10 protein-coding genes are annotated in these 13,255 nt (G+C 67.7%); 4 read left to right on the forward strand and 6 right to left on the reverse strand.

Annotation, left to right across the window (positions count from 1 at the left end; translation table 11 throughout):
• The first annotated feature begins 73 nt into the window (after positions 1-73).
• Positions 74-2,026 carry a 7TM diverse intracellular signaling domain-containing protein gene (locus ACF8NF_RS07405; protein ID WP_392450342.1) on the forward strand — a complete coding sequence of 651 codons (1,953 nt, stop codon included), beginning with the start codon at positions 74-76 and terminating at the stop codon, positions 2,024-2,026.
• Between the two features lie 25 nt (positions 2,027-2,051).
• On the opposite strand, the gene ACF8NF_RS07410 is transcribed toward ACF8NF_RS07405, so the two are convergent.
• Both ACF8NF_RS07410 and ACF8NF_RS07415 read right to left on the reverse strand, forming a co-directional pair.
• Positions 2,052-3,305: a multifunctional CCA addition/repair protein gene (locus ACF8NF_RS07410; RefSeq protein WP_392450343.1), complete on the reverse strand. Its 1,254-nt coding sequence runs from the start codon at positions 3,303-3,305 to the stop codon at positions 2,052-2,054.
• Positions 3,306-3,518: 213 nt separating this feature from the next.
• Entirely contained in the window at positions 3,519-4,211 is a 693-nt protein-coding gene (locus ACF8NF_RS07415) for a glutathione S-transferase family protein (RefSeq protein ID WP_016446508.1), read from the reverse strand.
• Between the two features lie 88 nt (positions 4,212-4,299).
• Here ACF8NF_RS07415 and queC point away from each other — a divergent pair, with 88 nt between their 5' ends.
• Positions 4,300-5,058, forward strand: coding sequence for a 7-cyano-7-deazaguanine synthase QueC (gene queC, locus ACF8NF_RS07420; RefSeq protein ID WP_047217753.1), 759 nt, complete (start codon positions 4,300-4,302; stop codon positions 5,056-5,058).
• A 141-nt stretch (positions 5,059-5,199) separates the two neighbouring features.
• On the opposite strand, the gene ACF8NF_RS07425 is transcribed toward queC, so the two are convergent.
• Positions 5,200-5,772: a 5-formyltetrahydrofolate cyclo-ligase gene (locus ACF8NF_RS07425; RefSeq protein ID WP_016446506.1), complete on the reverse strand. Its 573-nt coding sequence runs from the start codon at positions 5,770-5,772 to the stop codon at positions 5,200-5,202.
• Positions 5,773-5,787: 15 nt separating this feature from the next.
• Here ACF8NF_RS07425 and ACF8NF_RS07430 point away from each other — a divergent pair, with 15 nt between their 5' ends.
• A complete protein-coding gene (locus ACF8NF_RS07430; protein ID WP_016446505.1) occupies positions 5,788-7,767 on the forward strand; it encodes a lytic transglycosylase domain-containing protein in 1,980 nt (659 codons plus the stop codon).
• Positions 7,768-7,875: 108 nt separating this feature from the next.
• Positions 7,876-8,439 carry a DUF4124 domain-containing protein gene (locus ACF8NF_RS07435; protein ID WP_047217751.1) on the forward strand — a complete coding sequence of 188 codons (564 nt, stop codon included), beginning with the start codon at positions 7,876-7,878 and terminating at the stop codon, positions 8,437-8,439.
• Positions 8,440-8,453: 14 nt separating this feature from the next.
• Here the strand turns inward: ACF8NF_RS07435 and ACF8NF_RS07440 are convergent, their stop codons facing one another.
• The 3 genes from ACF8NF_RS07440 to ACF8NF_RS07450 form a co-directional block, all read right to left on the reverse strand.
• Positions 8,454-9,134 carry a Fe2+-dependent dioxygenase gene (locus tag ACF8NF_RS07440; protein ID WP_016446503.1) on the reverse strand — a complete coding sequence of 227 codons (681 nt, stop codon included), beginning with the start codon at positions 9,132-9,134 and terminating at the stop codon, positions 8,454-8,456.
• A gap of 110 nt (positions 9,135-9,244) precedes the next feature.
• Positions 9,245-11,545: a catecholate siderophore receptor Fiu gene (locus ACF8NF_RS07445; RefSeq protein ID WP_046983877.1), complete on the reverse strand. Its 2,301-nt coding sequence runs from the start codon at positions 11,543-11,545 to the stop codon at positions 9,245-9,247.
• 673 nt (positions 11,546-12,218) lie between these two features.
• Complete coding sequence (locus ACF8NF_RS07450) at positions 12,219-13,178, reverse strand: MBL fold metallo-hydrolase (protein WP_343739783.1); 960 nt, start codon at positions 13,176-13,178, stop codon at positions 12,219-12,221.
• Between the last annotated feature and the right edge of the window lie 77 nt (positions 13,179-13,255).

Here is a 13,255-nt window from a genome sequence, read left to right on the forward strand (position 1 = left end):
GGACTGGGAGGAGGGCAGGCGGGTGACAGCGCAGACAGCTGGTGTACGCTGGCGGCCCCGTGGTGGACTTCAGATGCGATATTACCGTGCAACCCTCATCGTGCTGGCCTGGCTGCTGTGCCCACTGCTGCTCCAGGCCCGGACCCTCGTGCTGGACCCCGATGTGCCCATGCAGGAGACCGCAGGGCAGTGGCAGCGGCTCGATGACGCTTCGGGCCTGCTCGATGTCCGGCAGGCCGACCTGGCGCCCGGGTGGAAGGCGATGCCAGGGCACCTGAACGCCAGTTTCACGCAGGCGGCGGTCTGGCTGCGCATGCCGCTGCAGGTGCAGCAGCCCGGCAGCTGGATGCTGTTGCTGGGCAATGCCCTGCTCGATGAGGTGGAGGTCCATGTGCGCCGGCCTGGCGACCCCTGGCAGCTGCTGGGGCGCAGTGGCGAAGAGATTTCGCGTCACGCCTGGCCGGTGGACTACCGCAGTCCCGCATTCCAGTTCGAACCTGCTGCCGCCGGGTCATACGAGTTGCTGGTGCGCCTGCGTGCGCGCAACGCGCTCGTCACCCGTATCGATCTGTGGCAGCGACTGGCGTTCGACAACCATACGCGGCGCGAGGCCCTCTCGTTCGGCCTGTACTTCGGGCTGTACCTGCTGTTGATTGGCGTGCAACTGGTGTTCTGGCTGGGCACGCGGGCTCCGGTGAGCGGCCTGTTTCTGGCCTATCTCAGCGTCTGCGTGCTCAATGAGGTGGTATCGCTGGGGCTGGTGCAGCAGTTGACGGGCCTGCCGGGTTTCTGGAGCGACCGCCTGCTGGGATGCGGCATTGCCGGCGCCCTGGCGATCTCCATGCAACTGGCCTGCAGGCAGTTGGAGCTGGCATCGCTGTATCCGCGGCTGGTGCGCCAGATCGTGCCGCTGCTGTGGCTGTTCAGCCTGTGCTGCATGCTGCTGGTGGTGTCGGGGCACTACTCGGCGGGCATGGTCCCGGTGCAGGCCATCACCCTGCCGCTGTCCGTGGGTTTTCTCGCATTCGCCCTTTGGCTGTGGCGGCGCGGCCATGCCCCGGCACGGTTCTTCATGCTGGCGTTCGGCATCTTCTATGCCGGCGTGCTGATCTCTTTCCTGCGCAACCTGGGCTGGCTGCCCATGAACGCGCTGACCGCGCTGGTGTCCACGCATGCGTCCGCGCTGGGCACCATGGCGCACATGCTGCTGCTCAGTGGCTGGATCATCGGCGGATACGAGCGCAGGCGCCGCATTCGAGAGCGCGAGCAGGTCCGGCTGGAGGCGGAACTGCGGCAGCGACAGTTGCGCGAAAGCGAACTCAGCGAGGCGCTGGCGCTGGAGCGCAGGGTGCGCCAGGAGCAGCGCGACTTTGTCGCCATGGTCTCGCACGAGCTGCGCACGCCGCTGGCCATCATCCTGACCAGTGCGCAGCAACTGGCGCGCAATCTGGCGGCACCGCCCGACAAGACGCTGGCACGCAGCCGCAACATCCGCGAAGCCGCCCAGCGCCTGCTGGCCCTGGTGGACGACTGCCTGGCCGACGACCGCATGGCCGACCCCCAGCCCCATGCCGAGCCACGCCTGCAGCCCTGCGACCTGCATGCGCTGGTGGATGGCTTGTGCCTGGACTTTGCGCCCGGCCGCATCGTCTGCCAACTGGGCGGGGGCACGCAGCAATTGATCACCGATGCCGGCCTGCTGCGCATCGCGCTGCGCAATCTGCTGGCCAATGCAGACCGCCACACGCCCGAGGGCGAATCGGTCCGCCTGGACGTGACCAGGCAGGGCGAGGGTCTGGAGATCCAGGTCTCGAATCCGGCAGAGCCCATTGCCCAGGCGGATCAGGACCAGCTGTTCGAAAGGTATTACCGTGGCCGCAACGCCCAGCACCGGCCCGGCGCCGGGCTGGGGCTGTACCTGGTGCGGCGCATCGCCGAGCGGCTGGGCGGCAGCGTGGCCTTGTTGACGGCAGGAGGCGAGCAGCCCGTGTGCCTGCGACTGGTCCTGCCCGTGGCGCGAGCCTGATTCCCGTGTGTGGCGGCCTTTGCGCTCAGGCCGCCTGCGCCAGCCAATCTGCCACGGCCTGTGCGCGCGCCGCCTGCACGGCTTCGCCGATGGCCTTGCCCTGCTTGCCGCGCGCAGTGGCCTGGGCGGCGATGTCAGAGGTGGAGACGGACAGCGCTGCGGCCAGCGCATCGCGCAGGCGGGCACGCTGGGGATAGGGCCGGTCTTCGAAACCCAGTCTTCCGCGTGCATCGCACTCACAGGCCATGAGCGCCTGCTCGAAGCGCGCGGGCTTGCGGATGGCGTCGCAGCGCTCCAGCAGGCGGACGATGGCGGCGCCGTTGAGTTCGCCGCTGCGGTGGATGTTGCCGTGCTCGCGCGCCACCACGTCGCCCAGTTCGCGGCAGTCCGTGGGCACGCGCAGACGCTCGCCCACTTTCTCGGCCAGCCGGGCGCTGCGCTGCTCATGGCCTATGTGGCGCGGCAGCACATCGGCCGGCGTCGTTCCCTTGCCCAGGTCGTGCACCAGGCAGGCGTATCGCACGGGCAGGGGGGCGTCGAGCTGTGCGGCCATGTCCAGCACCATCATGGCGTGCACGCCGGTATCGACCTCGGGGTGGTACTCGGCGCGCTGGGGCACGCCCCACAGCCGCTCCAGCTCGGGCAGCAGCACGGACAGCGCACCGCACTCGCGCAGCAGCTCGAACATGCGCGAGGGGCGGCGCTCCATCAGGCCACGGCTGATCTCCTGCCACACGCGCTCGGGCACCAGGGCATCCACCTCGCCGGCGGCCACCATCTCCCGCATCAGGGCCATGGTTTCCGGCGCCACCGTGAATTCGTGGAAACGTGACGCAAAGCGCGCCACGCGCAGGATGCGCACCGGGTCTTCGCGGAAGGCCCCGGTCACATGGCGCAGCACCCGGGCCTGAAGATCGGCCTGGCCGTGGTAGGGATCGGTGATGGCGCTTTCACCATCCCAGTCCGCAGGAGCGGCCATGGCATTGATGGTCAGGTCGCGCCGGGCCAGATCCTGCTCCAGCGTGACATCGGGCGCCGCCTGCACGACGAAACCCCGGTACCCCAGGCCGCTCTTGCGCTCGGTACGCGCCAGCGCGTATTCCTCGTGCGTCTCGGGATGGAGGAAGACCGGGAAGTCCCGCCCCACTGGCAGAAAGCCGCGCGCGGACATTTGTTCGGGCGTGGCGCCGACCACCACCCAGTCGCGGTCATGCACGGCCCGCCCCAAAAGACGGTCGCGCACCGCGCCGCCCACCATGTACACCTGAAATTCGCTCATGCCGCAATGGTAGGGCCTGGGCGGTGACATGATGGCGGGCTGCCTCCACGCACCGATGGAGTGCCGAGCGCATGCTTTCTTCCGGATTCTTTCTGGAGACGAACTCAAGCAGCGCCAGCCGGACGGCCGCTGCACTGGCTCCGCAACCGCGGCATTGCGCAGGCCGCGCCCACCCCAGCGCAGCAGTGCTCCGACTTTTTGCTGGTGCGCCGCTCAGCCGGCCGCAGGCGCGCTGCGGTAGGGCTCCTCGAACGGCCGGAAATCGTGCTCGGCCAGTGCGCCCTGCACCCAGTCCTGCACGCCCGGCAAGGCGCGCACGCGGCGCACGTAGGCGTCGATGGCCGGGGCAAGCGGCAGCTCGTAGGTCGTCAGGCGCATGCACACGGGCGCGAAAAAGGCATCGACGATGCTGAACTGGTCATACAGCATGGGGCCGCTGGCCGTGGACAGCAGCGGCTGCCACAGCTCGGACAGGTGCTGGACATCGTCGCGCAGGTCCGCGCGCTCGGCCCACAGCCGCGCGCCGACCTCGGGCAACTGGGCCTCGATGTTCATTGGGCACAGCGAGCGCAGCGCGCCGAAGCCGCTGTGCATCTCGGCACAGAGGCTGCGCGCGCGGGCGCGGTTCAGGGCCAGGGTCGGCCACAGGTGTTTTTCAGGGAATTTCTCGGCCAGGTACTCGCAGATGGCCAAGCTGTCCCAGATGGCCATGCCTTCATCCATGAGCACGGGCACGCGGCCCGAGGGAGACAGCGCGCGGGCGCGCTGCTTGAAGGCGGACTGCTCGTCGAAGCTGTCAAAGCGCAGCATGACTTCTTCGAAAGCAATGCCGGCCTGGCGCATCAGCACCCAGGGGCGCATGGACCAGGATGAGTAATTCTTGTTGCCGATATAGAGCGTGAGCATGGCCGCAACCTCCGCGATAGGCCCTACAGCTTAGCAAGCATGGCAGGAAAACCCATGTAGGAGCCGGGCGCTGCCTGGGCGCGCTCTAATGCGTGCCATGCAAAACGATAGCTCTTCCCCCCAGGCGCCAGCGGGGCGCCACACGGCTGCGCTGGTCCTGTTTTCCGGCGGCCAGGATTCGACCACCTGCCTGGCGCAGGCACTGTCGATGTACGAGCGCGTCGAGACCCTGGGTTTCGACTACGGCCAGCGCCACAGCGTGGAAATGCAGGTGCGCCAGCAGGTGCGCGAGCGGCTGGCCAGGGACTTTCCCGAATGGGCACCGCGTCTGGGTGACGACCATGTTCTCTCGCTGGACGTGCTGCAGCAGATCGGCGGCTCCTCCCTGACCGAGGACGTGGCCTTCGCCATGCAGGCCGACGGCCTGCCCAACACCTTCGTGCCCGGCCGCAACCTGCTGTTCCTGACCCTGGCCGGCGCGCTGGCCTACCGTCGCGGCCTGTCGGTCATCGTCACCGGCGTCTGCGAAACCGACTACTCCGGCTACCCCGACTGCCGTGACGACACCATGAAGGCCATGCAGCTCGCCCTGAACCTGGGCCTGGAGCGGCGCCTGCGCATCGAAACCCCGCTCATGTGGATAGACAAGGCCCAGACCTGGCAAATGGCCCACGACCTGGGTGGCGACACCCTGGTGGACCTCATCCAGCGCGACACCCACACCTGCTACCAGGGCACGCGCGAGACGCTGCACGACTGGGGCTACGGCTGCGGTACCTGCCCCGCCTGCGACCTGCGAGCCCGCGGCTGGCATCAATGGCAGGCGCAGCGCGAGACAGCAAACTAAAGAAGCACAGCGCTAGAAACCGGCGCGGCCAAAAGCGAGGGACACCGAGCAAGGGCCGCCCCGCAGTGAGGGTGTCGTCCCCCTCCCCCGCGAAGCGGGCAGAGAGGGGGAAGGCGCGCAGCGCCTCAGGGGGTGCTTGTTCTACACCGGCCAGACGACTCCGTGGTCGTTCAAGATGGCGTCCAGGGGCAGGTCATGCGGCTCGGGCTCGAACTCGTCCACATAGCCGCAGCCGTAGCCCAGGCCCACGGTGAAGGGCCTGGGCTGCAGCTCGGCCAGGGTGCGGTCGTAGAAACCGCCGCCATAGCCCAGGCGGTAGCCACCGGCCGCGTAGCCGACGCAGGGCACGAACAGCAGGGTGGGGGTGAGGGTTTCGGTGTCCTTGGGCTTGGGGATGCCATAGGCGTCCTCTTCCATGGGACAGCCCGGGTACCAGGCGTGAAAGCTGAGTGTCTTACGCTGCTTGTCGATCACCGGCAATCCGATGCGGCGTCTTTGTGGGGTACCCTGTAGCTCGCCATCTTCCTTCCACCGGTGAAGCGCTGGCAGCGGGTCGAACTCCCCCTTGATCGGCCAATAGGCGCCGATGATGCTGTCGGGCCGCTGTATCAGCCAAAAGCGCATGACCTGCTGCAGCGCGTCGGCGCGCTGCAATCGGTCGGGAAGGTTGAGGCGCTGGTCTATCAAGCTGCGGCGCAGGGCTGCTTTGTCCATCAGATAATTTCCTCCATGCACTGGCTGAAGATTTTGACACCGCTTCTGGCGGCTTCCCTCTGGACCACCGCAGCCACGCCTGCGCTGGCGCAAAACCGTGGCGACGACGTCCTGCTGGAAATGCAGCAGGCCTTTCGCAAGGGCGACAAGGCCAAGCTCACGCAGCTGCTGCCTTCTGCGCGTGGCCATGTGCTCGAACCTTGGGCCGCCTATTGGGAACTCAAGGCCCGGCTCGAAGAAGCCAGTGCCGACGAGATTCTGGGGTTTTTCAAGCGCTGGCCCGGCACCTACCAGGAAGACCGGCTGCGCAATGACTGGCTGCTGCTGCTGGGGCAGCGGCGCGACTGGGGCATGTTCGATCAGGTGCACGGGGCGTTTCGCATGCGCGATGACCGTTCCGTCAACTGCTATGCCCTGCTGATCGACAACCTCAAGGGCCAGCCTGCTGCCAATCTTGGCCAGCAGGTCCGCGACCTGTGGTGGGCCCAGCGCGACGCCGACGACGGCTGCACCTATGCTGCCGGCGAGCTGTACGCAGCCAAGCAGATCAGCGAGCCCGAAGTCTGGCGCAAGGCACGCCAGTCGGCCGAGGCCAATCGCCAGAAGGCCACGCGCGATGCCGTGGCCATCGTCGCGCCCGAGGCCCTGCCCCAGGTGGCGCAGGTGTTCGCCTCGCCGGCGAAATACCTTGCCGGGCAGACGCGCGTGCGCGGTGCCGTGCCCAAGGAACTGGCGCTGCTGGCGCTGATCCGCATGGCGTCCAGCGACCCGGCGGCGGCGGCCACCCAGCTGGAAGGCGGCTGGGGTGCCCGGCTGACGGCCGAAGAGAACAACTGGGCCTGGGGCGTGATCGGCAAGCAGGCCGCGCTCAAGCTGCAGCCCGAGGCTGCGGCCTATTTCGGCAAGGTGCGCAAGGACGGCGATCTCAGCGACGAACTGCTGGGTTGGAAGGTGCGTGCCGCGTTGCGTGCAGGCGACTGGCGCACGGTGCGCCGCGCCATCGACGCCATGGGGCCTGAGCGCACCGAACACACGTGGACCTACTGGAAGGCCCGCGCCCTGCTGTCGGGCCGCCCCAGCGAGCAGGAGCGCTCCGAGGCGCGCCAGCTGCTGGAGGACATGGCCGGCCCCGGCAGTTTCTACGAGCAGCTGGCGCTGGAGGACATCGGCCAGCGCGTGACGGCCCCACCGCCGCCTGCGCCGCCCACGGCACAGGAGAAGGCCGCCGCCCGCGCCAACCCCAGTCTGGTGCGCGGCCTCTACGCCATCCAGAACGGCCTGCGCAGCGAAGGCGTGCGTGAATGGAACTACGCCACCAACCTGCACCAGGCCGGCGGCATGAACGACCGCGAACTGCTGGCTGCCGCCGACCTGGCCTGCCAGCAGCAGGTCTGGGACCGCTGCATCAACACCAGCGAGCGCACCCGCAGCTTTGCCGACTGGAGCCAGCGCTTTCCCATGCCCTTCCACGACACGGTGCTGGCGCGCTCGCGTTCCATCGGGCTGGACCCGGCCTACGTCTATGGACTGATCCGCCAGGAAAGCCGCTTCATCATGGATGCGCGCTCGGGCGTGGGCGCCTCGGGCCTGATGCAGGTCATGCCGGCCACGGCCCGGTGGACGGCGCGCAAGATCGGCATGACGGACTTTTCCCCGTCCATGATCAATGACCGCGATGTGAATATCACCATAGGCACCGCCTATCTGAAGCTGGCGCTGGACGATTTCGACGGCTCCATGGCGCTGGCTGCGGCCGGCTACAACGCCGGCCCCGGCCGCCCGCGCAACTGGCGCAACGGCCCGGTGCTCGACGCCGCCATCTGGGCCGAGAACGTGCCCTTCACCGAGACGCGCGACTATGTGAAGAAGGTGCTGTCCAACACCACCAACTACGCGGCGCTGATCACGGGCCAGCCCCAGTCGCTCAAGAGCCGCCTGGGCACCATCGGCCCGCGTGATGCGGCCACGCCCGACCCCAGCAAGGATCTGCCCTGAGCCGCACTTGACATTCCTGCGGGGTGCGGCGATGCCTGTCGGCGCTACACTTGGTTACCGACTGGCGGGCCGCATGCCGCGGCCCCGGATACCGCAGGGGTTTCAAGAATGACAACAACAGGGAGCCGCGCGGCCTGGGTCGCGCTGGGTCTTGCATGGGCGTGCACGGCGGCGGCGCAGCCCGTCTACAAATGGGTGGATGCCGAAGGGCGCACGCACTACGGTTCGCAGCTGCCCGTCGACCAGGCCGATGCCGGCCAGATCAAGGTCTCGCCCAATGGCAGCTCGGGCGCAGGCTCGGGCCGGTTTGGCGAAGAGCGCAATCCCGACGGCACGAAGAAGCTGCCCAAGCAGGTGCGCGAGCTGGCGGACGGCGTGGCCAAGGGCCTGAGCAAGGTCGATTCCAAGGAGGTGCCGCTGAACTGCGCAGCCGCCGTGGACAACATCCGCAGCCAGGTGGACACCATGGTCGAGAACGGCCAGAAAAACCTCAAGGGCGGCTACATCACGCAGGCGCAGTTCGATGCAACCGCGGGCAAGTTCCGCGAGGCGCGCACGCACGCCACGGTGGCCGACTGCCAGGCCTCCACGGGCCGCTCCAAGGCCATGTACCAGTGCATGTCCAACAGCTACAACCACCTGATCGGCTGCGCGGAAAAGCACAAGCCCTGAAGGGATCCGATCCCTCAGGTCTCGGCCCACATGCGCAGCAGGTTGTGATATTGGCCCGCGAGGCTGAGGGTTTCATCGGTCTCGCCCAGCTTCTCGCGCAGGCGCTGGATGGTCTGGTCCATCTCGAACAGCATGGCCCGGCGTGTGTCGTCGCGCACCATGCTCTGTGCCCAGAAGAAGGCGCATACGCGCTCGCCCCGGGTGACGGGCTCCACGCGGTGCAGGCTGGTGGAGGGATAGAGGATGAGATCGCCGGCCGGCAGCTTGACCTCGTGCGTGCCGTAGGTGTCCACCACGACCAGCTCGCCGCCATCGTAGTCCTCGGGATCGCAGAGGAAGAGGGTGCAGGACACATCGGTGCGCATCCACTGCTGCGCGCCTGGCAGGCGCCGCGCCGCACCGTCCACGTGCAGGCCATAGGTTTCACTGTCCGCGTAGCGGTTGAACAGCGGCGACATGGTGCGCGCGGGCAGGGCGGCACTGAAGTACAGCGCATTGGCCGCCAGCGCCTGCTCGATGGTGCGGCCCTGCTCCAGTGCCACGGGCGAGTCTTCGGGCAACTGGCGGTTGCGCTTGACCCGGGCGCCCTGGCTGCCCGCCGTGGCACGGCCATCCACCCAGTCGGCGGCGTCGATGGCTGTGCGGATCGCAGTGACCTGCTGGCGCGTGAGCACGTCGGGAATGTGCAGCATCATGGTGCGGGTCCTCCTCGCATGGAAAAAGCCCCGGCGGGGCCGGGGCGGTACTGGGATTGTCGGCGCTCTGCGCGCGGCAAGGCCGGCGCGGCGGCCCGTCTTGCATTCACTCAGAAGCGGAAGTTCGCGGACACGCGCACGGAGCGCGGCGTGCCCGGGAAATAGCGGTAGCCGCTCTTGTTGATGGCGCCCACATACTCCTTGTCGAACAGGTTGTAGAAGTTCAGCTGGATGTCGGCGTTCTTGTTGATGCGGTAGCTGGCCATGGCGTCGAAGACCCAGTAGGCATCGGTGAAGTTGGGCGTGCCCACGGCTCCGTCGGTGCCACGCTTGAGTCCGCCCGAGTAGCGCGCCCCGCCAGCCAGCGTCAGGCCGAACGGGAACTGGTAGCTGGTCCACAGTGAGAAGGCGTTCTTGGGCGTATAGGTCAGGCCGCTGGAGCCGTCCTGCGCCACGGTGGCGCCCGTGTCCACCTTGGTGTCCTGCAGTGTGTAGCCGGCAGTCACGCCCCAGGCGGGTGTGATCTGGCCCGTGGCGCCCAGCTCCAGGCCCTGCACGATCTTCTTGCCGGTCTGTCCCACGGTGCCGTCAGGGTTGGTGACGATCTCGTTGGTGATCTCGGTGCGGAACAGCGCGCCTGTCAGCAGCAGGCGCTTGTCCATCAGCTCCCACTTGGTTCCCAGTTCGGCGGTCTTGGCCTTTTGCGGGTCCATGTTGGGGTTGTTGGCGTTGTTGGCGGCCGTGGACAGCGTGAAGTTGGCACCGCCCGGTGGCTGTTGCGACAGGGCGTAGTTCACGTACACGCTGCCATTGGGCGCGGGCTTGTAGAGGCCGCCGATCTTCCAGCTCAGCAGGGTGTCGGAGGCCTCCAGGCCCACGGCGCTGGGCAGCACGGTGCCTGCAGGATTGCTGCCGCAGGCCGGGCCGCTGCGGCCGCCGCAGACGGCGCGTGCGTCGTACTGCGTCTTGTAGCGGTCCAGGCGCAGGCCGGCGTTGGCCTGCCATTGCTCGTTGAACTTGAGCGTGTCGAAGGCGTACAGCGCAAAGGTGTCGGTCGAGCCCTTGCTGTCGGCGCCGTTGCGCGACCAGTTCAGGCCGGAGCTGGGCACCTGCGGGTCATAGAGGCTGGCATTGGGCCAGGCGCCCGTGGTGCCCGTGCCGTAGTTGCTCTGCTTTTCGCGCGTGATCTCCACCCCGGTGCTCAGCTCGTGCCGCACGCTGCCTGTCGCCAGCTTGGTCGTCAGGTTGGTCTGGTTGGTGACGATGTCGTTGACCTGGTTCTTGAAGGTCGGCAGGCTGCGTGACACGGTCCAGTCGGCGGGATTGCTGCTGTTGTTGCTGGACAGCGTCATGAAGGCCGTGAGCAGGTAGTCCTGCTTGGTGCGGCCCCAGCGCGTGGTGTTGCGCAGCGTGGTGTCGGGCGTGAAGTCGTGCTCCACGCGCAGCGTGACCATGTCGGCCGTCACGTCGTCGTGGTCGGCGCTGGTGCCGTAGAAGCGGCTGGGGTCCACGGGGCGGCCCGCGTTCAGGCGCGCATCGGTGTTGCTGTAGCCGGGCAGGCCGATGGTGGGCACGCCGCCGTCCGGCACATTGCTTTGCTTGACGTGCAGCACGTTCAGGTAGGTGCGCGTGTCGGTGTTCAGTCCGAAGGCGAACGACGGTGCGATGCCCCAGCGGTCATTGGCCACGCGGTCGCGGCCGGCGACGCCGGCGTCCTGCACCATGGCGTTGAGCCGGAAGGCCGCGCCGCCCATGCCGGTCAGGCTCTTGTTCCAGTCCACGGTGGAGCGCTTGTAGCTGCCCGAACCCGCGCCCAGCGAGGCGCCGAAGCTGTCGGCCAGGCTGGGCTGCTTGGTGACCATGTTGATGGCGCCGGTGGGCGCGCTGCGGCCGTAGTCGGTGCTGGCCGGGCCCTTGGTGACTTCCACCTGCTCGGTGTTGAACACGTCGCGCGAGATGGAGCCCACGTCGCGCACGCCGTCCACATAGATGCTGTTGGAGGTGTCGAAGCCGCGCATGTAGATGGCATCACCCGTGCTGGTGTTGCCGTTCTCGCCCGCGTAGAAGGTGCCGGCGCCGGGCACGTTGCGCAGCGCCTCGGTCAGCGTGGTGGCGCCTTGTTCCTGCAGCACCTGCTCCTTGATGACGGAGATGGTCTGCGTCGTGTCCACCAGCGGCTGCGTGAACTTGGGGGAGGAGACCTGTGCGGGTTCGTAGCCGGTGCTGCGCGAGCCTTCGACGGTCACTTCCTTGAGGCTGGGCGCGGTCCTGGCGCTGGGCGTCTGTGTCTGGGCCACGGCCGGCAGGCCCAGGGTGGCCAGGGCCGCGGCTGCAGCGATGATGCCGGCCGACGGCGAGCGGCCAGCGCTGTCGTGTTTGCGGCTTTTGATGTACGAGTTGGAGTTCGCCATGGTTGAACGGAAAGCGGGATGGGCAGTGAACATGCTGGCTTGCTGGCCGGCGTTGCGCGGGCGGCTGGAGAGCTGTCTTGGCTTGCCGGTGCTGGCTGGATCAGGCAGTTTTGCCTGGATTGAGAATGGTAATGATTCCTAATAAAAATATAAGAATAATCTGATAAGTGAATGGATGGCCGTTGCCGCCCAGCAACAGCCCGGTCTCGGAACTTCAGCGTGGCGACCAGCCTGGCCAAGCGCGCCCCACCCGGGATGTGGCGCGCGCCGCGCGCTGTTCAGGCTGGCGATGTAACGCTGGTTGGCGAGGTTGTAGACGTTCAGCTGCAGGCTCAGGTTCGCGCTGAGCTCCCAGGCCATGAAGGCGTACAGCGCAAGGGTCTTGGTGTGGCCTTCGTTGATCTGGCCGGCATAGCGGATGTCCTGGCCCGTGATCGCATCGCTGACGCCGGGATCGTAGAGATTGGCGGGCGCCAGGGCGCCTGCGCCCGTACTCGGAACCCGAGGCGCCCTTGACGATCTCGATGTCCTCGATGTTGAAGGTGTCGCGCATCGGGCTGCCCAGGTTGCGCACGCGGTCGATGAAGATGCTGCCCGTGGTGCCGCAGCCGCGCAGTGCTTGCGGCCGGTGATGTGATTGGCGTGGTTTGCGCCTATCGCGGATCTGTTTCGTTCAGGCGTTGTGAACCCATTCGCCCTCGCGCTGCGCCGCGCCCGATTGCACCAGCGCATCCACCAGCGTGCGGCTCCAGTGCTCGGCGGTCTCGTGGCTGAAATAGCCTGCATGCAGCATGCCGAAGTAGGGCGTGGCGTCCAGCCAAGCCAGCAGTTCAGTGGTGCGCACGCGCTGCCAGTCCAGTAGCCGGTACTTGAGCAGCACCTTGGCCGCGTAGAGGGCATGGCGCTCGGGGGCGCGCACAAAGCCGTCCAGGCGGCGGCGCGCCGTGTCCAGCGCCGCGGCCACGCCCGTGAAAACGCCGCCGTGGCCGGGGACGATGGTGAGCGGGGCCAGGGCCTCGATCACATCCAGCGTGGCGGCCACTTCCTCGAAGGCCTGCAGGCCCTCGATTTCGGGAAACACCACGCCGAAGCCGTTTTCCCAGAGCGCATCGGCCGAGATCAGTGTGCGGCTGGCAGGCTCGAACAGGATGATGGAGTGCGGGTCATGCCCCGGCGCGGCATGGATCTGCCAGTCGCGCCCGGCCAGCCGCACGCTGGCGCCGGGCTGCAGTACGCCGGTCAGCGCAAATGGCGGGCATTCCTGGCCGGTGGGTGTGTAGCTCAGCGCCTCGGGATTCCAGTGGCGCACGAATTCGGCCTGCCCCGGCGCGACATAGGTCCGGGCCTGCGGCCAGCGCGCCTGCAGTGCGGCATTGCCGCCGCAGTGGTCGCTGTGCAGATGGGTGTTGAGGATGCGCGCCAGCGGCTGGCCAGCCAGCGTCTGCTCGATCAGCAGCACGGTCTGATCGGCATGGCTGACGTAGCCGGTATCGACCACGGCTGCGCCGTCGTCCTGCGGATCGGCAGGGTCGGCCGCGAAGACGATGTTGTTGGCCGACAGCCAGCCGCGCTCCAGCACGGTCATGCCGGGGGGCAGCGCAGCGGTGGCGCTTGTGGGGGCGAAGGAGGTCATGGGGGGAGAAGCCTTTCCCAAGGCTAACAGCCGCAGGCAGCCACGGCTGACGCGTGGGCTACAGCTGCGGCTGTCCG

Origin of the sequence: Delftia sp. WSY_22 (assembly GCF_043104185.1) — a bacterium.
GTDB classification, from domain to species: domain Bacteria; phylum Pseudomonadota; class Gammaproteobacteria; order Burkholderiales; family Burkholderiaceae_C; genus Comamonas; species Comamonas tsuruhatensis.

Coding starts and splice junctions, on each gene's coding strand:
- ACF8NF_RS07450 (WP_343739783.1), bottom strand. CDS start 13,178: ATGACCTCCTTCGCCCCCACAAGCGCCACCGCTGCGCTGCCCCCCGGC.
- ACF8NF_RS07425 (WP_016446506.1), bottom strand. CDS start 5,772: ATGGACAAAGCAGCCCTGCGCCGCAGCTTGATAGACCAGCGCCTCAAC.
- ACF8NF_RS07445 (WP_046983877.1), bottom strand. CDS start 11,545: ATGGCGAACTCCAACTCGTACATCAAAAGCCGCAAACACGACAGCGCT.
- ACF8NF_RS07440 (WP_016446503.1), bottom strand. CDS start 9,134: ATGATGCTGCACATTCCCGACGTGCTCACGCGCCAGCAGGTCACTGCG.
- ACF8NF_RS07405 (WP_392450342.1), top strand. CDS start 74: ATGCGATATTACCGTGCAACCCTCATCGTGCTGGCCTGGCTGCTGTGC.
- ACF8NF_RS07435 (WP_047217751.1), top strand. CDS start 7,876: ATGACAACAACAGGGAGCCGCGCGGCCTGGGTCGCGCTGGGTCTTGCA.
- ACF8NF_RS07410 (WP_392450343.1), bottom strand. CDS start 3,305: ATGAGCGAATTTCAGGTGTACATGGTGGGCGGCGCGGTGCGCGACCGT.
- queC (WP_047217753.1), top strand. CDS start 4,300: ATGCGTGCCATGCAAAACGATAGCTCTTCCCCCCAGGCGCCAGCGGGG.
- ACF8NF_RS07415 (WP_016446508.1), bottom strand. CDS start 4,211: ATGCTCACGCTCTATATCGGCAACAAGAATTACTCATCCTGGTCCATG.
- ACF8NF_RS07430 (WP_016446505.1), top strand. CDS start 5,788: ATGCACTGGCTGAAGATTTTGACACCGCTTCTGGCGGCTTCCCTCTGG.